Annotated in this window: 23 protein-coding genes; 15 read left to right on the top strand and 8 right to left on the bottom strand. The window is 42.0% G+C overall.

The genetic code is table 11. The features are described from left to right. Positions 1 to 20 precede the first annotated feature (20 nt). Together hemB and hemC are read right to left on the bottom strand one after the other, a co-directional pair. Positions 21 to 992, bottom strand: coding sequence for a porphobilinogen synthase (gene hemB / locus ACFQZS_RS13445; protein ID WP_377101055.1), 972 nt, complete (start codon positions 990 to 992; stop codon positions 21 to 23). Between the two features lie 93 nt (positions 993 to 1085). Further along, positions 1086 to 2666 carry a hydroxymethylbilane synthase gene (hemC, locus tag ACFQZS_RS13440; RefSeq protein WP_377101053.1) on the bottom strand — a complete coding sequence of 527 codons (1581 nt, stop codon included), beginning with the start codon at positions 2664 to 2666 and terminating at the stop codon, positions 1086 to 1088. A gap of 252 nt (positions 2667 to 2918) precedes the next feature. On the opposite strand from hemC, the gene ACFQZS_RS13435 reads away from it, so the two are divergent. Both ACFQZS_RS13435 and ACFQZS_RS13430 read left to right on the top strand, forming a co-directional pair. Further along, positions 2919 to 5318 carry an ABC transporter permease gene (locus tag ACFQZS_RS13435; protein WP_377101052.1) on the top strand — a complete coding sequence of 800 codons (2400 nt, stop codon included), beginning with the start codon at positions 2919 to 2921 and terminating at the stop codon, positions 5316 to 5318. Between the two features lie 89 nt (positions 5319 to 5407). After that, positions 5408 to 5875 carry a carboxymuconolactone decarboxylase family protein gene (locus ACFQZS_RS13430; RefSeq protein WP_377101051.1) on the top strand — a complete coding sequence of 156 codons (468 nt, stop codon included), beginning with the start codon at positions 5408 to 5410 and terminating at the stop codon, positions 5873 to 5875. Between the two features lie 215 nt (positions 5876 to 6090). On the opposite strand, the gene hemA is transcribed toward ACFQZS_RS13430, so the two are convergent. Further along, complete coding sequence (gene hemA / locus ACFQZS_RS13425) at positions 6091 to 7317, bottom strand: glutamyl-tRNA reductase (protein ID WP_377101049.1); 1227 nt, start codon at positions 7315 to 7317, stop codon at positions 6091 to 6093. Positions 7318 to 7467: 150 nt separating this feature from the next. Here hemA and ACFQZS_RS13420 point away from each other — a divergent pair, with 150 nt between their 5' ends. From ACFQZS_RS13420 to ACFQZS_RS13405, 4 genes are read left to right on the top strand one after another with little or no spacing between them, the layout of a single operon-like run. Beyond that, positions 7468 to 7854: a DoxX family protein gene (locus ACFQZS_RS13420; RefSeq protein WP_377101047.1), complete on the top strand. Its 387-nt coding sequence runs from the start codon at positions 7468 to 7470 to the stop codon at positions 7852 to 7854. 46 nt (positions 7855 to 7900) lie between these two features. Further along, positions 7901 to 8353: an RDD family protein gene (locus ACFQZS_RS13415; protein ID WP_377101045.1), complete on the top strand. Its 453-nt coding sequence runs from the start codon at positions 7901 to 7903 to the stop codon at positions 8351 to 8353. Between the two features lie 2 nt (positions 8354 to 8355). After that, a complete protein-coding gene (locus ACFQZS_RS13410; protein WP_377101043.1) occupies positions 8356 to 9186 on the top strand; it encodes an alpha/beta hydrolase family protein in 831 nt (276 codons plus the stop codon). Positions 9187 to 9231: 45 nt separating this feature from the next. Further along, a complete protein-coding gene (locus tag ACFQZS_RS13405; RefSeq protein WP_377101041.1) occupies positions 9232 to 10227 on the top strand; it encodes an MBL fold metallo-hydrolase in 996 nt (331 codons plus the stop codon). 62 nt (positions 10228 to 10289) lie between these two features. Here ACFQZS_RS13405 and ispG read toward each other — a convergent pair whose 3' ends face one another. The 4 genes from ispG to ACFQZS_RS13385 all read right to left on the bottom strand — a co-directional run bounded on the left by ispG (position 10290) and on the right by ACFQZS_RS13385 (position 15421). Next, positions 10290 to 12293 (bottom strand): (E)-4-hydroxy-3-methylbut-2-enyl-diphosphate synthase, encoded by a 2004-nt coding sequence (gene ispG, locus ACFQZS_RS13400; RefSeq protein ID WP_377101039.1) that lies wholly within the window; start codon positions 12291 to 12293, stop codon positions 10290 to 10292. Between the two features lie 46 nt (positions 12294 to 12339). Continuing rightward, entirely contained in the window at positions 12340 to 13029 is a 690-nt protein-coding gene (locus tag ACFQZS_RS13395; RefSeq protein WP_377101037.1) for a response regulator transcription factor, read from the bottom strand. An 87-nt stretch (positions 13030 to 13116) separates the two neighbouring features. After that, positions 13117 to 14916, bottom strand: a complete 1800-nt coding sequence (locus tag ACFQZS_RS13390; RefSeq protein WP_377101036.1) for a sensor histidine kinase — start codon at positions 14914 to 14916, stop codon at positions 13117 to 13119. Between the two features lie 142 nt (positions 14917 to 15058). Further along, positions 15059 to 15421, bottom strand: coding sequence for a DUF3127 domain-containing protein (locus tag ACFQZS_RS13385; protein ID WP_377101034.1), 363 nt, complete (start codon positions 15419 to 15421; stop codon positions 15059 to 15061). Between the two features lie 82 nt (positions 15422 to 15503). Between ACFQZS_RS13385 and ACFQZS_RS13380 the strand changes: the two genes are divergently transcribed. From ACFQZS_RS13380 to ACFQZS_RS13365, 4 genes are all read left to right on the top strand, one after another. Beyond that, entirely contained in the window at positions 15504 to 16700 is a 1197-nt protein-coding gene (locus ACFQZS_RS13380; protein WP_377101032.1) for a THUMP domain-containing class I SAM-dependent RNA methyltransferase, read from the top strand. 1 nt (position 16701) lies between these two features. Continuing rightward, the gene (locus ACFQZS_RS13375; protein ID WP_377101030.1) at positions 16702 to 17196 is read left to right on the top strand and encodes a hypothetical protein; all 495 of its coding nucleotides are present in this window, start codon (positions 16702 to 16704) and stop codon (positions 17194 to 17196) included. 72 nt (positions 17197 to 17268) lie between these two features. Then, entirely contained in the window at positions 17269 to 17493 is a 225-nt protein-coding gene (locus ACFQZS_RS13370; RefSeq protein ID WP_377101028.1) for a helix-turn-helix domain-containing protein, read from the top strand. A gap of 56 nt (positions 17494 to 17549) precedes the next feature. Next, positions 17550 to 18197, top strand: coding sequence for an HD domain-containing protein (locus ACFQZS_RS13365; RefSeq protein ID WP_377101026.1), 648 nt, complete (start codon positions 17550 to 17552; stop codon positions 18195 to 18197). 15 nt (positions 18198 to 18212) lie between these two features. Here the strand turns inward: ACFQZS_RS13365 and ACFQZS_RS13360 are convergent, their stop codons facing one another. Continuing rightward, positions 18213 to 18725, bottom strand: coding sequence for an STM3941 family protein (locus tag ACFQZS_RS13360; protein ID WP_377101025.1), 513 nt, complete (start codon positions 18723 to 18725; stop codon positions 18213 to 18215). A gap of 60 nt (positions 18726 to 18785) precedes the next feature. Between ACFQZS_RS13360 and ACFQZS_RS13355 the strand changes: the two genes are divergently transcribed. The 5 genes from ACFQZS_RS13355 to ACFQZS_RS13335 all read left to right on the top strand — a co-directional run bounded on the left by ACFQZS_RS13355 (position 18786) and on the right by ACFQZS_RS13335 (position 23212). Next, the gene (locus ACFQZS_RS13355; RefSeq protein ID WP_377101023.1) at positions 18786 to 19322 is read left to right on the top strand and encodes a YceI family protein; all 537 of its coding nucleotides are present in this window, start codon (positions 18786 to 18788) and stop codon (positions 19320 to 19322) included. A 329-nt stretch (positions 19323 to 19651) separates the two neighbouring features. Next, positions 19652 to 20716, top strand: coding sequence for a sensor histidine kinase (locus tag ACFQZS_RS13350; RefSeq protein WP_377101018.1), 1065 nt, complete (start codon positions 19652 to 19654; stop codon positions 20714 to 20716). A gap of 47 nt (positions 20717 to 20763) precedes the next feature. Then, positions 20764 to 21414, top strand: a complete 651-nt coding sequence (locus tag ACFQZS_RS13345) for a DUF47 domain-containing protein (RefSeq protein WP_377101016.1) — start codon at positions 20764 to 20766, stop codon at positions 21412 to 21414. 15 nt (positions 21415 to 21429) lie between these two features. Further along, positions 21430 to 22443: an inorganic phosphate transporter gene (locus ACFQZS_RS13340; protein ID WP_377101014.1), complete on the top strand. Its 1014-nt coding sequence runs from the start codon at positions 21430 to 21432 to the stop codon at positions 22441 to 22443. 31 nt (positions 22444 to 22474) lie between these two features. Further along, positions 22475 to 23212: a DUF4197 domain-containing protein gene (locus ACFQZS_RS13335; RefSeq protein WP_377101012.1), complete on the top strand. Its 738-nt coding sequence runs from the start codon at positions 22475 to 22477 to the stop codon at positions 23210 to 23212. The last annotated feature ends 90 nt before the right edge of the window (positions 23213 to 23302 follow it).

Below are 23302 nucleotides of genomic sequence, written 5' to 3'. Positions count from 1 at the left end.
CCCTTTAGGGGGTTAGGGGGTTACAACCATTTATTCTCCAACACCTCTTTAGCATGATAAGTTAATATCGCGCTTGCACCCGCACGGCGTATGCCCATTAATACTTCTGTTACTGCCCGCTGCTCGTTTAACCAGCCGTTGCGTACCGCTGCTTTTAACATGGCGTATTCGCCGCTTACATTATAGGCTGCAACAGGCAGTTGGGTATTATCTTTTAATAATTTTATAACGTCTAAATAAGCCAAAGCAGGTTTCACCATTAAAAAATCAGCTCCTTCTGTCTCATCTAAACGTGCCTCTATCAATGCCTCCTGCTGGTTGGCAGGGTTCATCTGGTAAGTTTTTTTATCGCCAAACTTAGGTGCCGAGTTTAACGCATCCCTGAAAGGCCCATAAAACGCGCTGGCATATTTAGCGGTGTATGACATGATGGAAACGTTGGTAAAACCATTATCGTCTAACACCTTGCGGATATATCCCACACGGCCATCCATCATATCGCTTGGTGCAATAATATCGGCACCGCATTGCGCATGTGCCAAAGCCATTTTGCCTAAAACTTCCAGTGTTTCATCATTCAATATCTGGCCGTTCTCCACAATGCCATCGTGCCCGTCAATACTGTAAGGGTCCATTGCCACATCGGTAACCACACAAGCCTCCGGAAAGTTTGCCTTAACTTCTCTGATGGCGCGTAAATACAAGGTTTCTTCGCGGTAGCTTTCGGTAGCGTACTTGTCTTTAAGTTCCTCGTTTACATTAGGAAAAAGGTCGAAAGAATACAATCCCAGTTTAAGGCAGCTCTCTATCTCGCGCAGCAGGTTATCTATTGAATACCTGTACAAACCCGGCATAGAAGCAACCTCCGTTTTTTGATTTACGCCATCAACTATAAACAGCGGAAATATCAGATTAGCCGCGCTGATATGCGTTTCCTGCACCATCTGGCGGATAATTTCGCTTTTTCTATTTCTTCTTGGTCGTTGGTTCATGCTTTTAGTCCATGGTCCATAGTCGATGGTCCATGGTATTCTTATAATAAAAATTTAAACAACAGCCATGGACTATGGACCATTGTCTATGGACTAATTAATCCCAAACACCGCCTCTGCCAACCCCACCTCGTCCGGCGAGAACGGCAGCCTGTACTTAACACCCATTTCTTCAAATTTCATTCCGGTTGATTTGCCTATGGCGATTACCTTTTGGTAGGGGTCAAGCAGGTTATCAACAAAATAAGCATCTACGTTTGATGGGCTGGTAAACACCAGCACCTCAGCGCCCGATGCTTCTACATCGTCTTCTAATACGGTCTCATAAATAGGCAGGTCTATCACTTTAACATCGGCAGATAAACCCTTTTGCACCGTTTTTAAAGAATCCTTCGCTCCCGGGAACATAACGGTATCACCCGTGGTTACCAGTTTTGCAAACTCTTCGGCTATTTCGGTAGTATCGTTTCCAACTCCTACATAATCAGCAAAATAGCCTTTTCTGCGCAGCATCTCTTCAGACCCTGCTCCTACCACACCAAACTTAACATTTTTAGGTAATTGGGGTTGCAGTTGAAAGAAATACTCCACCGCATTCTTGCTGCTGAAAAAAAGCCAGTCGACATGTTTTAAGATGTACGAATCAAGCTTGGTTATAATAGGTACGGTACGTATAAGCGAGCGGCCATCTATATGTATATTATGTTTTGCCAGCGCACGGCGGAAGTAGCTTTGCTCAGATACCTCTCGTGATATAAAAACACTTGAAGGTAATTTGCGGCCCTCTTCAAAATAACTGAATACCTTTTTAGCAAGCCCCTCCGTAGTAGGTGCTTCAATAAACAGCCTATCCGGAAATTGGTCACCCTCATCAGCTTTCGAGGTAAACACCTGGTATTGGTCGTCTTCCTTGCGGCAATAACAGCCCAAAGGCAAATGGCAGCCACCGCCAAACATTTTTAGCAAAGTGCGCTCAACAGACAATTCTTCGGCTACATCTGCATGGTGCAGGATCTGTAAAGCCTCAAATAGCTCAGTATCGCTTTCGCGGATCTGTATAGCCAGCGCTCCCTGCGCGGGTGCGGGTATCAATTCATTCGGAGTAAGCTCTTCCACATGAAACTCGCTCAGATCAATGCCTAACCTATGCACGCCGGCTTTAGCCAGCATAATGGCGTCATAGCTTTCGTCGCGCAGTTTTTGTATGCGGGTAGGCACATTGCCACGCAATTCTTCAATTTCCAGATCGGGGCGATAAGCCAGTAACTGCGCCTTACGACGGTTAGAGGACGTACCTACAATAGCACCATATTTTACAGACAGCTTTTGCTTCACATCAACACAGTCCTTCAATATCAGCAGCAGTTCAGACGGGTCCTCGCGCTCTGAAACAGCCGCGATGATCAATCCTTCCGGGTTCTCTGTAGGCAGATCTTTATGCGAATGCACGGCCAGGTCAATTGTTCCGGCCAGCAACTCTTCCTCCAATTCTTTGGTAAAAAAGCCCTTGCCTTCCAGCTTGTCAAAACTTAAATTCAGAATACGGTCGCCCTGCGTTTTAATGATCTTCAGTTCGGCTACTATGTTGTGTTTTGCCAAACTATCCTGCACAAAATGCGCCTGCCATAAAGCAAGTTCGCTGCCGCGTGTTCCTATTATTAGTGTTCTTTCCAATTGCCTTGAATATTTGCAACCGCAAATTTAATTTTTTAATGCGATGATAATAACATTAATTGAGGATATGAATGTTAAGTGACCAAGCGTGTTACGTTGTGAGCAAATAGTTTTTTAACATTGTATCATAACCAAACAAATACTGTATCAGTTACGAACAGCAGATCAACTAAATTTTTACATAAAATACTGTTAGTTAGCTATTTATAAAAACGGCGCGTATTTTATCCCTATGAAATAAAAATTACAGACATGCTGAAGAATTATTTTAAGGTAGCCTTCCGAAATATCAAAAAGCAAAGATCATTTTCTTTTATAAACATCTTTGGCCTTGCCGTGGGTATTGCGGCATTTTGGCTTATCACACTATATGTTACTGATGAGTGGAGCTATGACCGATATAATACCAAAGCCGCACGGATATTCCGCGTGGTGCAGCATGGGCAGTGGAACGGTGGTAAATTTGATTTGGCAATTACCTCTGCGCCATACGCACCAACCTTAAAAGCAGATTTTGCGCAGGTAGAAGAAGCCATACGTATAAATGCCGAGGGCGGCGGTAATATTACGTACAGCGATAAAAAAATTAACGAGGGAAACATGTTATTTACTGATGCCGCCTTCTTTAATGTTTTTACACATCAATTTTTATATGGCGATGGTAATACAGCTTTACAAAAACCACAAAGTATTGTATTAACAAAATCCCTGGCCGAAACCATATTTGGCCGGGCCGAAACGGCACTAAACCAACTGATACAGATAGACGGCAACGCCACCACGGTTACAGGGGTAATAGCAGATGCGCCCTTAAACTCGCATTTTACGTTTAAGGCGTTGCGCAGTATGCCGGCTGGTGATAACGGCGCTACTGGAAACTGGGGAAACTCGGGCCTGTACACTTATGTGCTTTTAAAAAATCCCGGCGATAATAAACAGATTGAAGCCATGGGTGGAGATTTTTTTAACCGCCATATTAAGGCCTATTTAGGCCCTATGAACTTTAAGCTTGAATTGCAGCCGCTTACTGATATACATTTACACTCTAACTTAGGCTACGAGTTTGGAGCAAACGGTAATATTACCTATGTGTATGTGTTTAGCATAACCGCGTTACTTATACTGGTTATAGCTATTATAAATTACGTTAATCTAACTACTGCGCGGTCATCTATCCGCATTAAGGAGGTTGCGGTACGTAAAGTTATTGGCTCGGGCAGGCAGCAATTAATGTTATTATTTTTTGTTGAGTGCATTGTATTAACTTTTATAGCCACTATTACAGCCTTAGCGCTTATCTATTTCGCACTACCCTACTTTAATCATTTATCGGGTAAAACATTGGTATTGCTGCAATTTGGCGCAGTAAAAACCATAACATTATTTGCTGTTTTTGCATTGTTTACGGGTATTCTGTGCGGTATTTATCCGGCTTTATTCCTGTCGGGATTTAAAACAATACCTGCGATGAAGGGGCAGTTGGGCAACCAGATCTCTACAATTATTTTCCGCAAATCGTTGGTTACCTTCCAGTTTGTTATTACGATTATAATGATATCCGGTTCGGTTATCATCTACAAACAGCTTAACTATTTTTCAAATAAGGATCTGGGCTTTAATAAAGCGCAAACCCTTACTTTCCATATTAATAACCGCAATGTACGCGGCCAAACAGACGCGCTAAAGCAACAGCTATTGCAAAACCCCAATATTGAAAGTGTAGGTGTAGCCGGAAACCCCATTGGCAACAACAACATAGGCGGCGGAGATTTTAACCTGGGGGCAGATGGCAAAACAACTTCAGGATCAAAAATAGTACAGAACTTAATTATTGATGCCGATTTTATCCCCACCCTTCAGATAAAAATGGCAGCAGGTCGAAATTTTTCGGCAGGCAATTCAACGGATATAACTAATGCCATTATTGTAAACGAAACCCTGGTTAAAGAACTGGGCTGGACCAACGCCGTAGGCAAACAAGTACGCACCGGAGTAGATGAAAAAGGGAATGTGATAACGCAAACTATAATAGGTGTAGTTAAAGATTTTAACACCTATTCACTTCAGCATAAAATATCACCTATGGTATTAAATATGCCCACTACGGCCGGCGACAAGGACAATCTGTATGTTAGGATAAGGAGCGGAAATACGCAGGCATCTTTAAACTATATAACGCAGGTATTTGACAAATTTGATAACGAAAACAAACCCGAATTCCATTTCCTTGATCAAAATTTCGCCGCCCAATACCAAACCGAGCAAAAGCAAGGCACTATATTACTAACATTCACCGTGCTTGCTGTAAGCATTGCCTGTTTAGGTTTATTTGGCCTTGTAACGTTTTCTACAGAGCAACGTGTTAAAGAAATAGGCATCCGCAAAACATTAGGTGCAAGCGTAGCCAGTATTGTACAGTTGTTATCAACAGATTTGATGCGGCTTGTTGCAATAGCCGCGCTTATTGCCTGCCCCATTGCCTGGCTTGTTATGGATAAATGGTTACAGGACTTTGCTTATAAGATCAATATAAACATTTGGGTTTTTGTTTTTGCGGGAGGTATAGCCGCGATAGTGGCGCTTGCCACTATAAGCATACAATCGGTAAAAGCGGCTTTGGCCAATCCTGTAAAAAGTTTAAAAGGAGAGTAAGTATAGCTTAAAGTGATTAAGTAAGACTCGATTGTCCAATTCTGTTTATGCCGGTCGTTAATGGCATATAAATAAAATAACAGAATATAATGGAACAACGAATTAATGCTTTTCAAAAAGCACCGGGTGCTTTGCAGGCACTATATGGCATACGTGCCTATTTAGCAAAAACAGCACTTGATGATAATCTTTTGCACTTGCTCTACTTCAGGGTATCGCAAATTAACGGCTGCGCTTTTTGCCTTGACATGCACGCTAAAGACCTGCGTGCGAACGGTGAAACCGAGCAACGGCTTTATATGATATCCGCCTGGCGCGAAGCGCTTGTGTATACTGATAAGGAACGTGCCGCGCTGGCTTGGGCAGAAGCCGTTACAAAACTTACCAATTGTGATGTGCCCGACGAGGTTTTTAACCATGCCGTTAAACATTTTACAGAAACAGAACTGGTAGACCTTACTTTAGCAATAACTACCATTAACACTTTTAATCGTCTTAATGTCGCTTTCCGTACGCCCGGAGGTAATTACAGGGTAGGGCAGTTTGGTGGGCATTAAAGGCAAATAAATTGGGGGGGGGGCGGTAAAGCCGTATTGTCATTTCGACGAACAGCACGGGGTTGAGCTGGTGAGTGAGGAGAAATCTTTTCGAGTATATAATGCCTTAGCCGCTTTGAAAAGATTTCTCGTCGCCCCCGGCCTTATGCCATTTCTTCGCTTCTTCGAAATGACAACAGATGAGATATTAAAAACGTTAAGGGAAGAAAGCGGTTTTAATTACCGTTGATCAATATATCCTTAGCCATTACCATTGGTACGCTGATATATTTTTTCTCCATGTAGTTGATAACGCGCTCCAGCACCTCACGAGATTGCTCGTCCATGCCCTGCACTTCATCAGCAAAAACACTGTTGATGGCAGTATTGCGGATCTCTTTGATCTTTTCGGGAACGCAACGCATGGCCAGTTCAACACGGCGTTGTTTAAGCTGCTGCAAAAACTCGCACATGTTATCCTCAATAATAGCTTCGGCATGCACCAGCTCCTGGTAGCGTTCCTGCAGGTTGCGTTTAGCTACCTCGCTAAGCGAGTGCACTTCTATAAAATTTACCGGGAACTGCTCCAATACTTCCGGAGCGGTATCGTTAGGAATGGCCAGATCCACAATGGTTTTGCGGGTAGTTTCGCCGTTTAATAGTGAGGTATATATTTCCGGGGTAATAATGGGCTCAACTGCAGATGTGCAGGTGATTATTACATCAAACCCTTTGTTATAGCTTTTTAAAGCATCCAGATCAAAAGCTTCACCGTTCAGATCAGCAGCCAGTTTCTGGGCTTTTGCCAAAGTGCGGTTAAACACCGCGAAGTTAGAAAACTTGTGCTTTTGAAGGTATTTTGAAATGTTTTGGTTGGTTTCGCCTGCGCCGATGATGAGGATTCGCGCATTGGAGCAGAGTTTAAGGTTGTTAAGCTTACGGTAAGCCAGTGATACAACCGAGATGGGGTTTTTTGAAATGTTGGTATTGGTGTAAACCTCTTTAGCGGTTTTGACGACACAAGCCATAAACATTCGCATACCATCGCCGGTTAGGCCCACCTCGCGACACTGCTCATAAGCTTTACGCAGTTGCGCAAGGATCTCTTTTTCGCCCACAACCAAACTCTCTAAAGAACATGAAGTTCTGAGCAAGTGGTTAAGCGCTTCCTTGTCTTCGTATATCAAAGCGGCATCAACAAAGGTGCCCATATAGTGCGAGCAAAGGCCAATGTTAAGCTTGTCAATAAATTTTGCGGCAAATGCTTTGTCAACCGTTTGCGGGGTAAGCATAACAAACTCAACACGGTTGCAGGTGGCCAGGTAAAATATTTCGGATATACCGAATTCAGCTTTTACCTCATGCAGTTTATCGGCCAGGTTTTCCTGACAAATAACCAGCTTGCCCAACTCCTTCAGCTCAATCTGTTTATGCGTAAAAGCTATTACCTTTAAATACTTCAAAGCAAGTTTAAAATTAACCCAACAAAAATAATATCCTGTAGCACAACCTCTGTCAACACTTTGTCATACCGGAGTATTTAGAATGTATATAAATAGCCCGAAATCGAATTCGTAAACAACTGAAATACAATATAAAACGTTGATAGGCTTATGACTGTCACAAAAAAGATAAGTTTAATCTTGCTGATAATTGGCTACATAGCTGCAGGTATCAATCATTTTAGGGTGCCTGAGTTTTATATCGCTATCATTCCGCATTACATACCTTACCCACAATTTATGAATGCAGCGGCAGGTATATTTGAAATATTATTCGGGCTGGGTTTAGCATTCAAAATTACCCGGAAATTAGCCGCCTGGGGGATAGTTTTAATGCTCTTGGCCTTTTTACCGGTGCACATCACTATGATAACAGATGCGCCGTTTAAAGTTGGCAATACAACTGTAACTTTGCTCCTTGCCTGGCTGCGATTAGCCTTGCAACCGGTTTTAATAGCATGGGCATGGTGGCATACAAAGGATAACAAAGTGCTTTAAATTTGCTACTTTTAAACTCCTGATTCCCCCTCATAATTTAAAGGCAATGAAGTTTTATACCGTACATACGAAGCCCTACCTCAAACTGCGCATAATAGCTACATTGATAGATTACATTATATTTTTTGTGTTGTATTACGTATTTCTTTATGCGATGGGTGAAAATCAAGGAAATGGGAAATATGTTGTTTACGGATGGCCCGCTTTGTTGATACCAATATTTTGGACAATATATTTTGTGGTAACTGAAGCTACCAATCAAGCTACCCCCGGCCATGATATTTGTAAACTAAAGGTCTATAAAACAAACTGTCAAAAACCAGGGTTTACAGATGCTTTTAAAAGACGAATGTGTGACCCTATTGATATTTTTATTTATGGATTACCCGCTTTGATCTGCATATTAAAAACTCCAAAACATCAACGTCTTGGCGACCTTTTTGCAGATACCGTAGTTGTTAAGGCATCAGACGTTGAAGGAAAGGAAGTTGAGTTTTAGTTATGATAAAAAAAGAAACCTTTACCCTGCCCGGCGCTAAGGGCCGCGGTATGCTTGCCGATCTGACTTATGACGATGCCAACAAGGCCGCGCCGCTTATAATTTTTGCGCATGGCTTTAAGGGGTTTAAAGATTGGGGTACGCATAATCTGCTGGCAAATTATTTCGCGCAAAATGGTTTCCGTTTTTTAAAGTTCAACTTCTCGCACAACGGCACCACGCCGGATCATCCGGTTGATTTTACCGACCTGATAGCTTTTGCCGACAACACTTTTTCAATAGAGTTGGATGATTTGGGTACTGTGATTGATTTCGCTTGCAACGGCCCGTCAATGCCGCGCGCTAATGGCGTTTACCTTATGGGGCACAGCATGGGCGGCGGCATAAGTATTATAAAAGCGGCCGAAGATAAGCGTGTAAAAAAACTGATAACCTTAGGGTCTGTAGCAAGTTTCCGCAATCTTTGGCCAAAACAGGCCGAAGATCAATGGCGACTGCAAGGCATAATATATATGTATAACAGTCGCACCGGGCAGCAAATGCCAATAAAAAGTACCTTGCTTGATGATCTGGACAAAAACACCAATCGTTTAGATATAATAGCAAAGGCAGCCGCGGTAAATTGCCCCTGGCTAATTGTGCATGGCGATGCCGACCCAACTGTAAATGTTAGCCATGCAAAGGATCTGAAAAAGGCGCAAACTAATGCCGTGTTGATTGTTGTTAAAGATGGAGACCACACTTTGGGCGGTAAACACCCCTATCAGCAGGATTTTTTACCGCCTGATTTGAAGGCCTTTGCTGAAGAATCTGTTTCTTTTTTAAAAAAATAAAATATTTTTCGCTGTCAGTCGTCTGTTTAATTACGTACATATAATATGAGTTTAGAAAGGCCTGTCAAAAAAGGCAGCAAATACATGAATACCCTGCCTACAGACGATGCAGGTTTTGATAAAATGATTCCCATTATGCGGGAGTACATGAACAACAAGGCCGAGGTGGTTCCTACAAAAACTATGGGGCCTTTTAAAACAGATACTTCTGTTTATAATACACCGCCTCAAAATGGCTTGCGGGTAACCTGGGTGGGGCATTCCAGTTTATTGATAGAGATAGATGGCTGTACTATACTTACTGATCCGGTTTGGAGCAACCGCGTATCGTTTACCCAATTAATGGGTCCGAAGCGTTTTTTTCAACCGCCAATAGCTTTAAAAGATCTGCCGCCAATAGATGCTATCATCTGCTCGCACGATCATTACGACCATTTGGATACCGCTACTATTCAATTTTTTGCGGGCAGCAAAATACCCTTTTATTGCTCATTAGGCGTTGGCCAGTATTTAGAAAAATGGGGAATATTAAAAAATTACATTAGTGAAATGGATTGGGGCGACAGCGTTATGCTAAGCCATGATTGTGTGATAACAGCTGCCCCGGCAAGGCATTTTTCTGGGCGGGGGATATTAAACCGTAATGAGACTTTGTGGTCCTCATTTATAATTAAAGGGCCAAAACATAAAATTTATTTCGGTGCCGATTCTGGCTGGCACCCGCAGTTTGAAGAGATAGGCGAAGCATATGGGCCCTTTGACCTGACTATGCTGGAGATTGGTGCTTACGGCAAATATTGGCCGGATATACACATGGGACCAGACCATGCAAGTAATGCCCACAAGGCCTTAAAAGGAAAACTAATGATGCCAATACATTGGGGCACATTTAACCTGGCCCTGCACGATTGGTACGAGCCCATTGAACTGCTGATAGAATACGCCCGCGAAAAGAATATCGAGCTGTTTGTACCCGAACCCGGCAAACCGACTGAAGTTAACGGCGCGTTTAATTCTGAATGGTGGCGGAGGTTTATGTAGTTGACAGTTTACAGTTCGCAGTAAAGAGCGCCTGCTAACTGCCAACCGTGAACTGCAAACTGTTAAGCCGGCTCTATCCAGTTACCGTCCTCGCGGATAATGCCTATCAGTTCATCCAATGCGTTGACAGAGTTGATGTTCTTTTTCACCGCTTCTTTACCACGATAAAGTGTGATCTTATCTGTACCCGAACCTACATAACCATAATCTGCATCGGCCATTTCGCCGGGGCCATTAACTATGCAGCCCATAATGCCAATTTTTAAGCCTTTTAAATGACTGGTGCGGCTGCGGATCATCTGGGTGGTAACCATCAGATCAAACAACGTACGCCCGCAGCTTGGGCAACTTATATATTCCGTTTTTGATATGCGTGAGCGGGTGGCTTGTAAAATTCCGAATGCTGTAGAGGTAATGGTTTTAGTATCCACCTCAGGGGCATCAATCCATATTCCATCGACAAAACCATCTATTAATAGTGCACCTAAGTCTGTTGATGCAAAGAGTTGTAAGTTCTGAGTTGTAAGTTGTAAGTCGGAATTATCAAAAGTATATGACCTTTTAATAATGACAGGAACTTCCAGTCCCAACTCTTCCATTTTGAAGAAGAAGGTGCGTTGATCTGCCATGCCGTGCAGGGCATCAGTTTCTAAAACAAATATCAACGTATTGCTGAAAGGTAACGCGCCAAACTCTTCCGAATCGATATCAGCCGGCTTTAATCTAACCAGGTTTAACGCGGATGAACGGTCAACATCGCCAATAAATTCCTGCAGGGTAAAAACAGGATGGCAAAGTGTTTTATTTGCCAGCTTACGCCAGGTGTTGTAGTTATATAATTGTTTTAAGTTGCCCGGTAAGTTAAATGATGGCAGCTCATCAGCCAGATAAACAAAATCAACAGACTGTTCGCCCATGTTATACTTATCCAACAGCGGCGAATAGATATATCCCGCATCATTTAAAACAGCCGGGTCTTTCAGGTTAGATCTTGACAAGTCTACAACTACCCGTGGCACCATATGCCCGCCAATAAAAGCATTTGCTTCGTAAGTGTGGCGTTTTTTGTACTCGTAGGGATTGTGAGCTGTTTGTCCATGGTCCATGGTCCATGGTCTATGGTCTTTTGCTACTTTCTGCTTTTCACTTTCTGCTTTTCGCGTCGCATAGCGATTAACCAAAGCAATCGCCACCGGTGCCTCTGCTTCGGGTTCTTCGGTTAGGGATACACGTACGGTATCGCCAAGGCCATCCTCCAATAAGGTGCCAATGCCTACTGCAGATTTGATCCGGCCATCTTCGCCGTCGCCGGCTTCGGTAACGCCTAAATGCAGCGGATAGTTCATACCCTCGGCAACCATGGTTTCAACCAATAAACGATACGCCTGCACCATAACCTGCGGATTGCTTGATTTCATGGAAACCACTAGGTTATAGTAATTCAGTGTTTCGCACATCCGCATAAACTCCATTGCCGACTCTACCATTCCTTGCGGCGTATCGCCATAGCGGCTCATAATACGATCACTTAAAGAGCCGTGGTTGGTGCCAATGCGCATGGCGGTGCCATACTCTTTGCACACCTTTACCAGTGGTGCAAATTTTTGATAAATGCGCTCCAATTCGCCTTTATATTCAAGGTCAGTATAATCTATCTGGTCAAATTTCTTTTTATCGGCATAGTTACCGGGGTTTACCCGCACTTTCTCAACTATACGCGCCGCAACTTCCGCCGCGTTAGGTGTAAAATGGATGTCGGCTACCAGTGGTGCTGTGTAACCGCGACTGCGCAGTTCTTTTTTTATGGCTGCCAGGTTTTGCGCTTCTTTAATACTTGGGGCTGTGATTCGCACTAATTCGCAGCCCGCCTCAATCATGCGGATAGACTGCTCTACCGTACCAACAGTGTCCATGGTATCAGTAGTCGTCATACTTTGTATGCGGATGGGGTTATTACCGCCCATAGGCACATCACCTATAAAAACTTCGCGGGTAACAAAACGCGAGTATTCTGTTAACGAGTTACAATAACGACCGGGTAATGATTTAATAGCAGCTTGGCTCATGTGGTGCAAATTTAGTGATTTTAAAAATGTCGCTGTACACAACTTTTTAATTCACCAACAGCTTATACCCCCTGCCATGCACATTGATGATCTCCACCGATGGATCGTCTTTTAAATACTTACGGATCTTGCTTAAAAAAACATCCATGCTGCGGCCGTTAAAGTAGTTATCATCATGCCATATGTTAAGCAGGGCCTCTTCGCGGGTTAGCACTTCGTTTTGTTTAAGGCACAGCAGGCGCAAAAGTTCTGCCTCCTTAGTTGATAGTTTCTGTTGCGTTCCATTTATCGCAATAACCTGCGCCGAATAATCAAAATCATAAGCGCCTATTTTAAAAACAGACTGCTTGTCTTCGCGGCGCCCGGTACTTTCTGCACGTTTTAATAAGGCATTAATACGCAGCAGCAGCTCTTCAATACGGAAGGGTTTGGTAATGTAATCGTCGCCCCCTAAGTTATAGGCCTGGGTTTTATCCTCGATCATGCCCTTTGCTGTCGCGAAAATAATAGGCACATCCTGATTTATTTTCCGGATATCCTTACCCAAAGTAAACCCATCTTTCTTTGGCATCATTACATCCAGTATCAGCAGATCAAAGCTTTGTTTGGTAAAAGCGCGCAAACCCTCCTCCCCGTCGGCACATAAAACAACATCGAACTTGCCTTTCAGCTGCAGGTAATCCTGTGTAAGCAGACCCAGGTTTGGATCGTCTTCAACCAGTAATATTTTTTTCATATGCTGATTTATTTTGTCCGGAAGTCCGGAAAGCCGGCAAGTCCGAAAGGTTTGGTTAGTATAGTTTGTGTTATTATTATAGGTTGGTTAGGCCGTGGCAAACTTTAATTCAAATTCTGATCCTTTATCCTTTTCAGACCGCACGCTTATGGATCCGTTTAACCTTTTCACTATCGTATTTACATAGCTTAAACCCAAACCAAAACCTTTAACATTATGTACGTTGCCGGTTGGTATACGATAAAACTGTTCAAAAATTTTAGTTTGCTGGTCGCGGCTCATTCCAATGCCTTCGTCGGCCACTTTTATAACCACCTGCCCCGTTTTATTAAAACTGCTTATAGTTATCCTGGGTTTTCCTTCGCTGTACTTTATCGCATTGTCTACCAAATTATAAAGCACGTTAGAAAAATGCAGCTCATCGGCTATAATTACAGGATTTTCTGCACTTAACTCTAACTTAATATCGGCGTCGCATTTTTGCAGTTTAAGCTCCATGCTATCCAAAACAATGGCTATAAGGTCGTTTATATTTACCGGTTTATTCTCCAGCTTAAAGTCGTTTTTATCAATACGGGCAACATTAAGTACACGTTCTATATGGCTGCCCAGGCGGGCATTCTCTTCGTAAATAATATTGGCCAATCGTGTTATACGGCTTCTGTCGGCACTTATTTCCGGGTCGCGTAATGATTCGCTGGCTATCATAATTGTAGACACGGGAGTTTTAAACTCGTGGGTCATATTATTGATAAAATCAGTCTTCATTTCTGATATCTTCTTCTGCCTGATAATAGTCATCAAGGTATAGGCAAAGCAGAATATCAACACAAAAAGTAGCCCCGCTGTGGTAGCCATAGACTCTTTTAAGTGCCCCAGAACAAATGAATTCTTTTCAGGGAAACTAACTTTCAGCATGCCGGGGTCGTTAACAACATCTTTTGTAAAGATTGCCGTTTTATAAGTATTGTCCGCTGTAAACTGAGGCTTTTTCCCGTCAGCTACACTGCTAAATATCAGCGAATCGTTGTTGGCATTGGTTACATCGTAATTATAAGCCAGGTCAATCCCACGGCCCTGCAGCTCTGATTTTAGTAATGAGTCTATCCATTGCTTGTCAAGACGCTTTTTTAACGGCTCTCCGGAGCGCTGGTATTCAGCCAACAGGTTTTCCATAGAGGTTGCGTTGCCTGCAAGAGCAGCCGCTTTCTTTAAAGAATCTTCTGTCATCTCGCTGATCATTCGCTTAACCTGCCTTATACTGCGTTCCTTTTTCTTACGCATTTGCTCCTTTTCCCAAAACTCATTAAGTTGTAGCTGCGCAACTATCTGTGGACCGTATAATGGGTCTGTATACGAGATGAAAGTAGTATCGTATTTACTGATCTTTCCGTTTGGTTTAACGGATCTAGGCTGGGGCAACGCGGTTACACGGCCCTGCATGTTACCAAAATTGTCAAAATCGAAATTTATCTTCAGTTTACCGGAAAACGCTTCGTCGAATTTCTGACTTAGAATTAAGCGCTGCAGGCTATCTGTCAGCAAATCCATACGTTTTTTACGGGCTATAGAAGCACTGCTTTGTAAGGTATCGTTTGAAATTATTTTGATTTTTGGCTCGTATTGTTGGCTTACAGCATTGTCAACCTCTGCGTTAAAGCGGTAGTGCGCATTTGAATTACCGGTAGCTTTTTTCGCCAGGAACCTGTCGGCATCATGCCTGCTTAATTTGTCAACAACATTATTTAGCGCACCGTTAACTGTACTGTCAAACAATTCAGACTGCATATTAAAGCTTTGCACCAGGAAATACAACTGCATGGTAATAACACCAAGCAATGCAAAGCTCATCAGCCCAATAATAATGCGTATGTTTCTTCTTTTCAAATTGACGAATCAGTAAGAGGCTCTTATAAATCCACTGCCCACACAAAAATATTTCAAATAATTCTTTCCGGCGGGTATTTAACAATTTTTAACAAAAAAGCCCCGCAATTGCGAGGCTTTTTAATTTCATACTTTTTTCCAATTAAAACGGCAGATCATCGTCTTCTGCTGCCGAGCTTATATCAGCCGGTGGAGCGTACTCTGGCGTTGCACTGCTGCCGGCGCCGCTTAACACATTAATGCGCCAAAGCTGCATAGAGTTAAAATAGCTCTTTTTACCGGATTTATCAGTCCACGGGCGGCCACGCAGGTTAAAAAAAACCTCTACATCATCACCCACTTTAACGCTATCTAACAGGTTGCACCTATCTTGTATTGCCTCAAACTTTAAGTATTCCGGATATTGAGGATTTTCAACATATTCAACAATTAGTTCTCTCTTTTTTAGCGAATCGGTAACCTGTGCGGTAGCGCCAATTTCGTGTACTTTGCCTTTAATATCCATTCTTATAAAAAAATTTAAATGTAAAGTTAATAGATGTAAAGTAAAATTAGGGTTTATTAATTCATAAATTCGCCAAATTATTATGCAAGTTTTCCACACCGAGAGTAAGATAGTTATAACCTGTAATAAAAGGCTGTCGCCTTATTTACAGCAAGAAGTTGAGCAGCTGGGCTTTACCCCCGTTCGCGTATTTCAAACTGGCGTTGAATTAAAAGGTACAGTTACCGATACCATCCCGCTAAACTTAAATTTACGCTGCGGCAGCCAGATCCTCTACCTGTTAAAAAGCTTTACAGCTGCTAATCCGCAGGAGCTTTATGATAACCTGGTACAGATAGAATGGGAGCAGCTGATTGATTTTAGCGGATATTTCTCGGTAACATCAAATGTTAATAATGAGCATATACTAACGCCACTTTTTGCCAACGTTAAGGTAAAAGATGCCATTGTTGATCGTATTAAATCTGTTAAAGGCATAAGGCCAAACTCTGGTGCTGATGCCAACAAAACCGTGATACACCTTTACTGGCAGGATGATAAGGCAGAGATATTTATAGATACATCAGGCGAAACTTTGGCTAAACACGGCTATCGCAAAATTCCGGGTAAGGCACCCATGTTGGAAGCTTTGGCAGCCTCGGTAATTATGGCAACCAACTGGGATAGGAACAGTCCTTTTATTAATCCCATGTGCGGGTCGGGCACGCTGGCTATTGAAGCGGCACTGCTTGCTACCGAAAAACACCCGGGCCTGTTTAGAATGAACTATGGGTTTATGCACATTATGGGTTATGATGAGCAGGAGTTTTTTACGGAACGCCGCAAACTGAAAGACAAAGCAAAAAAAGATATTGCATTTAAAATTATAGCTACAGATATATCTGCTGATGCTGTAGATGTAGCAAAAAAGAATGCTAACACCGCAGGGGTAGAACATTTAATTGATTTTGCTGTTTGTGATTTTGCCGACACTGAAGTGCCTGAAGAACCGGGTGTAGTAGTTTTTAACCCGGAATATGGTGAGCGTTTAGGTACGCACACCAAACTGGAAGCTACCTACAAACGCATGGGCGATTTTATGAAGCAGAAATGCAAGGGCTACCAGGGTTACATATTTACAGGCAACCCTGATCTGGCCAAGAAAATAGGCTTACGTGCGGCACGCAGAATAGAATTTTATAATGGTAAATTAGATTGCCGCCTGCTTGCATACGAATTGTATGATGGCACCAGGAGGCAACCTGAAGAACCCGAGCAATATCCCGGAGGATTAAAATAACATGAAAAAGATAACCTTACTTTTTATAGCTACCCTAATTACTGCATCCTGCTTTGCGCAGCAGGAACTGGCATTTCCGTTTCAGGGTGGTAAGGATGTAATGAACAAGTTCTTTAAGGATAATATTGATGTTTCATCAGATATGGTAAAAAGAAAAGTAACCGGTACAGCTGTTTTTAAGTTTACGTCTGATACTACCGGTGCCATCAAAAAAATAATTATTTATTACGCTGATGATGTATCATTAGTTACCCCGATTATTGAGGCGCTAAAAAAATCAGATGGCAAATGGATAGTTCCGTTCAGAGAAAAAACGCACGATTTTTTAATTCCCTTTAGTGTGAATTTTTCCCCTCCGGCTAATGCAGGAGCATCTTTACAAAAAGCTGTTTATGACTTTGACCGTGCGCGTAAGCCGGTGCTTGCTACCAACCAGATTCCGCTGGATATGGTTACTTTATTACCTGCTGTTGTAATAAATTATCAAATAAATTAATGTTATTAATACACTTTTAAATCTGACCATCTAAAATTTTCGTAGATGCAAAAAAACTGATACGACAATTTTATGACGAACGCCATAGGTTTAAAGATAAAGGCTATCGCCGCCAACATTAGGGCTACAAGAGAAAAGAAAAACTACACACAAGAATACCTGGCCTACAAACTAAATATATCGCAAAACGCTTACAGCAAAATAGAGCTGGGTTATACTAAAATAACGTTGGAGCGCCTGTTCCAGATAGCTGATATATTAGAGATCGACGCTGTTTCGTTAATAAATTTACATTAGCTGCCTATTTAAAAAAATTGACCCCGCTTTAAAACCATTGCCGTAATATTGCAGCCATGGAGCATGCTGATATTATTAATAAAACCGTACTTTTTGTTAAAGAAACGCTTAAAGATGCCGAGGGCGGACACGACTGGCACCACATTGAGCGCGTTTATAACAATGCAAAGAATATAGCCGAAACCGAAGATGCCGATTTATTAATAGTTGAACTGGCAGCGCTATTGCATGATATTGCCGACCCCAAGTTTAACAACGGCGATGAAGAAAAAGGCCCCGCGCTGGCGGCAGATTTTTTACCCGGCCTTGGCGTTGATTCGGCAACAATAACTCACGTTCAAAACATCATAAGGTATATGTCGTTCAAATCATCGTTTGACGAACCTACGTTTACCTCTATAGAAATGCAAATAGTGCAGGATGCCGACAGGTTGGATGCTATGGGCGCTATAGGCATAGCGCGCGCGTTTAATTACGGCGGGCACAAAGGCCGCGCTATTTATGATCCGGCTATTAAGCCTGAAACCCACACCAATAAAGCAACTTACAAAAACTCAACCGCGCCTACTATAAACCATTTTTACGAAAAGCTGCTGCTGCTTAAAGATAAAATGAACACAGAAACAGGCATGCGGCTGGCGCAGCAACGCCACAACTTTATGCTGGTTTACCTTGATCAGTTTTATAAGGAAGTTAACGCGTGAACTATGCTGTATCCCTCACTCGGATTGAGGCCAATAAGTATTTATTGAGTCGATAACATCTTCCTTTTTGCCATTTATAAAAGATAATTTAATTGCGACATCTGCTGAGGTGAAGTATTTCCTGACCTTGTAAAAGATCTTTTGTATTGGTGTTTTACAAAAATATAAATCCGGGGCTCGAAGGTTTACAACAAGGTTGCTACCTGCAAATCTTCCTTCTTCCGTCATATAAATTTCAGATACATCACGCCATTTTATTGAAAAATCATTTAAGTTATCAGTAATCCCATCTTTACTTATAACAAGCGCGGGCCACCCTTTCAACATTCTAAAGCTAATTTTTACAATTTTAAAGATCGGCCACAAAGTCAGCGCAAGCATACTTAACATCCAAAATGAGATGGCATCAATTTTTGAGTACGAAATAAATCCATCTACAAAGCAATAAATTAAATAAACAATCAATAAGTCTAAAATAATTAACCATACAGGCTTAAACTTATATTTAACTTCTTCGTCTATGTTCATTAAATGTAAAAGATGTAGTATATACTTATTACTCTTAAGTAAATATCGTTATTTAGCTATATGAAAAGAATACCCCTAATTGCATTAATAATCATTTTTTCGGTAGGCCTTGGTTTTGCACAGGGTGGTTCCACAGTCACCAGGTCAGGCATTAAATTTCAGATAAAGAATTTGGGCATAAACACGGGCGGAACCATAGGCGGTGTAAAAGCTACCATTCACTTTAACCCTGCCCAACTGGAAACCAGCAGCATTGAGGCTACTGCAGATGTTGCCACCATTAATACCGATAACGATGAACGCGATACGCATTTAAAAAGCGCCGACTTTTTTGAAGTGCAGCGGTACCCGCATATCACCATGAAGTCGGTATCGTTTAAACACAAAAGCGGGGCGAACTATGTTGGCCGGTTTAACGTCACTATAAAAGATAAAACCAAGCCTTTTGACGTACCTTTTACCTATACAGAAAACGGCAATACCGCCGCCATTACAGGTACACTTAAGCTTAACCGGCTTGATTTTGGCGTAGGCAGTTCAAGCCTGGTGCTGTCTAATGATGTAACCGCTACCATTACCGTAGAGATGAACAAGTAATTACACGGTGTTGCAGGAATATACACAACGCTTTGCAACACTTGCAACACCATTTTTTGCAACTATTTGATTATTAAAATTTTGTAATTATTACATGTTGTAACTTGCAACACTTGCAACACCAACATCTTCACATTTTATAATACTATCTTCGCATTTTTGATGTTAAATAGCTGTAAATAAATCGTTTACAATTTATCCTCCTACAACAAGCGCTGCAACACTGCAACGGACCTAAAAATCACTGGGTTGTTAGTTCCGTTTTAAACTTAACCTTTCCATATTATACTGTTAAACTATTGCGTTAGTAATTTCATACTTTTATTGTTATGAAATTCAGGGTACTTATTTTGATCAACGCGGGCGCGGTTGCTGTTACCATGGCAGCAGTTAATTACTATTTTCAGCGCAACATGTATGATATGGCCATCACCTTCGCGGCTACATTAGTTACCAGCTTTATTGTTTTTTATTATCTGATAGAAAAATACATCTACTCAAAAATAATTCTGATTTATAAGCTGATACACAACCTTAAACTGGGCCGCGACCTGCGCGATGCACTGGGTGAGCATACCAGTGCCGACCCTATTAATGATGTTGAAAAAGAAGTTAAGGAGTGGGCCCGGCAAAAGAAAACCGAAATAGACGCGCTAAAAACGCAGGAGAAATTCAGGCGCGATTTTTTATCCAACATCTCGCACGAGTTTAAAACACCTTTGTTTGCCATACAAGGGTATATAGAGGCCGTGCAGGATGATGATCTGGAAGATAAAGTAATGGCCCGCCAGTTTTTAGACAAGGCATCAAAAAATGTGGATCGCCTTAGCTACCTGATCAAGGATCTTGATGAGATCTCAAAGCTTGAATCGGGCGAGCTGCCTATTAATTATACCAAATTTAAAATTAACGACCTGATAAAGGAAGTAATGGACGGCCTGGAGCTAAAGGCTAAGCAGCATAATATTAAGTTAAGCTTTAAGCAGAAATATGATGAACCCACCATGGTAACTGCCGATAGAGACAAAATTACACAGGTGCTGGTTAATTTACTGGATAACTCTTTTAAATATGGTAAAGAAGACGGCACAACTTCCGTAACCTTGTTTGATCTGCACGATACCGTGTTGATAGAAGTAACGGATGATGGAATAGGTATTGAAGAAAAATACCTGCCACGCCTTTTTGAACGCTTTTTCCGCACAGATGCAAGCCGTTCAAGGCAAATAGGCGGATCTGGCCTTGGTTTAGCCATTGTTAAGCACATAATAGAAGCGCACCAACAAACTATTAATGTGCGCAGTACCGAAGGATTAGGATCTACTTTCGGTTTTACGTTACAGAAGATTAAGCAAGGGTTACCATTTGTAGCGTTACCAATATTAAAAAGTTAACATTAACTTAACATTGCGAATGTACCTTTGAGCCAAATAATATTAAAATGTCATTAAACAGTATCTTCCAGTATTTTGTCCCCAAGGATAAAAAGATCTTTTTTCCGCTATTTGAGCAAGCCGCAAACAATGCAGTTGTAATGTCAACCTTACTGGTTGAGGCAGTTAACTCAAATAATCCGGCAACACGCGAAGAACTGTTTAAGCAAATTGATAAGCTTGAAAACAAAGGCGACGAGATAACTCACCAGGTTTTTTTAGAGCTGGGCAAAAATTTTATCACACCTTTTGACAGGGAAGACATCCACTCGCTTACCAGCGCTGTTGATGACGTAGCCGATTATATACAAGGTGCTGCCAACCGCATGAACCTATATCGCATTGACGATTACAACGAACATATACGCAAACTTTGCGAACTGTGCCTGCAAGGTACCACCGAGTTGGAAAAAGCCGTGCGCGAATTAAAGGACCTGCGTAATGTACGTGCCATTGCCGATTCATGCATCCGTATAAACAGCGTAGAAAATCAGGCCGACTATGTGTTTGACCGCGCCGTTGCCGATCTGTTCCTGTACGAAAAAGATGCCATCCGCCTTATAAAATACAAAGAAATATACGCCGCGTTAGAAACAGCTACTGATATGTGCGAGGATGCTGCCGACGTTATGGAATCCATTTTAGTTAAAAACGCCTAATTCTTTATAAGTTAAATGGTTACCACCCTTTTAGTTATTGTAGTTGCCCTTGCGCTAATTTTTGATTACACCAACGGTTTTCATGATGCGGCCAACTCAATAGCCACCGTTGTTTCAACTAAAGTGTTAACCCCTTTCCAGGCAGTAGTTTGGGCAGCAGCGTTTAACTTTTTAGCTTATTTTGTTGTTACCGACCATAAAGTAGCCAATACCGTAGCCAAAATTGTAATTATGGACTACGTTAATATCCATGTATTGCTTGCAGGCTTATCGGCTGCCATTACCTGGAACTTAATTACCTGGTGGTTTGGTATCCCTTCAAGTTCGTCGCATACGCTTATAGGTGGCTTTGCAGGCGCCGGAATAACTAATGCAATGTTTATGGGCGCTGCACCGCTTGATGCTGTTAATATGCATTATATTACAACCATAATAATGTACATAGTACTGGCCCCTATTATAGGTTTAACCATTGGCTACATTATAACAGTTATTATAATGTGGATATGCAAAAATTCCAGACCCGCCGTTGCCGAACGTTGGTTTAAGATACTACAACTGGCAACATCTGCATTATTGAGTTTTGCCCACGGTACTAATGACGCGCAAAAGGTAATGGGGATATTATACGTAGCCATGGTAGCTGAAAAAGTTATACTACCAGATGCGGTAATGCCTGAATGGATACCATTGGCCTGTTACTCAGCAATTGCTTTAGGTACAATGTCCGGAGGATGGAAGATCGTTAAAACCATGGGTAGCAAGATCACCAAGATCACTTCGCTGGAAGGCGTAAGTGCCGAAACCGCTGCTGCCATCACCTTAAAAATAACCGAGCATTTTGGTATACCTGTTTCAACAACGCATACCATTACCGGCTCAATTATAGGTGTAGGCCTAACCAAACGTATATCTGCTGTAAGGTGGGGCGTTACTATTCCGCTAATGTGGGCCTGGGTAATTACCATTCCCATATCAGCTATAATAGCAGGCACAGTATTTATGCTGCTACGCGTTTTCGGGGTTTAAAACTCTTTTGCAATTTCAACGTTCTAAGGGTATGAAAAGATCTCTGTACCTGCTGCTTTCGTTATTGCTAATTTCCTTACCTTTTTCAGGCTGTGATGTTGCTCAACAGGCCGCCAGTGCGGTTATTAACTCGCAGGGCCAGCCAACTACGCTGGAGATAACATCGGCTTTAAAACAAGCGCTTGAGCAGGGCTCAACTAACGGTACAAATCAGCTATCAGCAGTTGATGGTTTTTTTGCTAATGCTGCTATAAAAATATTATTTCCGCCGGAAGCGCGAAAAGCCGAAAGTACATTACGCAGTATAGGTTTAGGTAAATTGGCCGACAACGTTATACTGTCGCTTAACAGGGCTGCCGAAGATGCCGCCAAACAAGCCAAGCCCATATTTGTGAACGCGGTTAAGCAAATGACCCTGCAGGATGTTACCGGTATTTTGTTAGGCAGCCAGGATGCCGCAACACAATATTTTAAACGCACAACCAAGCCTGATCTGTTGAGTAAATTTGCACCCGTTATACAGGCCAGTATAAGTAAAGTTGGCGCTACCCGTTACTATAGCGATGCTGTGAATGCTTATAATAAAATACCATTGGTTACCAAACTTAACCCGGATATTGCCGATTATGTTACCCAAAAAGCGATAGACGGCGTTTTTTACCAAATAGCGCAGGAAGAGCTGAAAATACGCCAGAATATAGGCTTCCGTACAACGCCGTTAATGCAAAAGGTATTTGCTTACGCGGATAGAACTAAAAACTCACGATAAGAAAAGATTGTCATTGCTGTAAGGGTTTAGTAATTCGATGACAGAATAGCGGTTTATTTTTGGTTGTTTAGGGTTACCATATCGATAGGT

This window comes from Mucilaginibacter calamicampi, from assembly GCF_042676765.1.
GTDB lineage: Bacteria > Bacteroidota > Bacteroidia > Sphingobacteriales > Sphingobacteriaceae > Mucilaginibacter > Mucilaginibacter calamicampi.
Note: the sequence above shows the minus strand (reverse complement) of the source record. Positions and strands in the feature narration are given on the sequence as shown.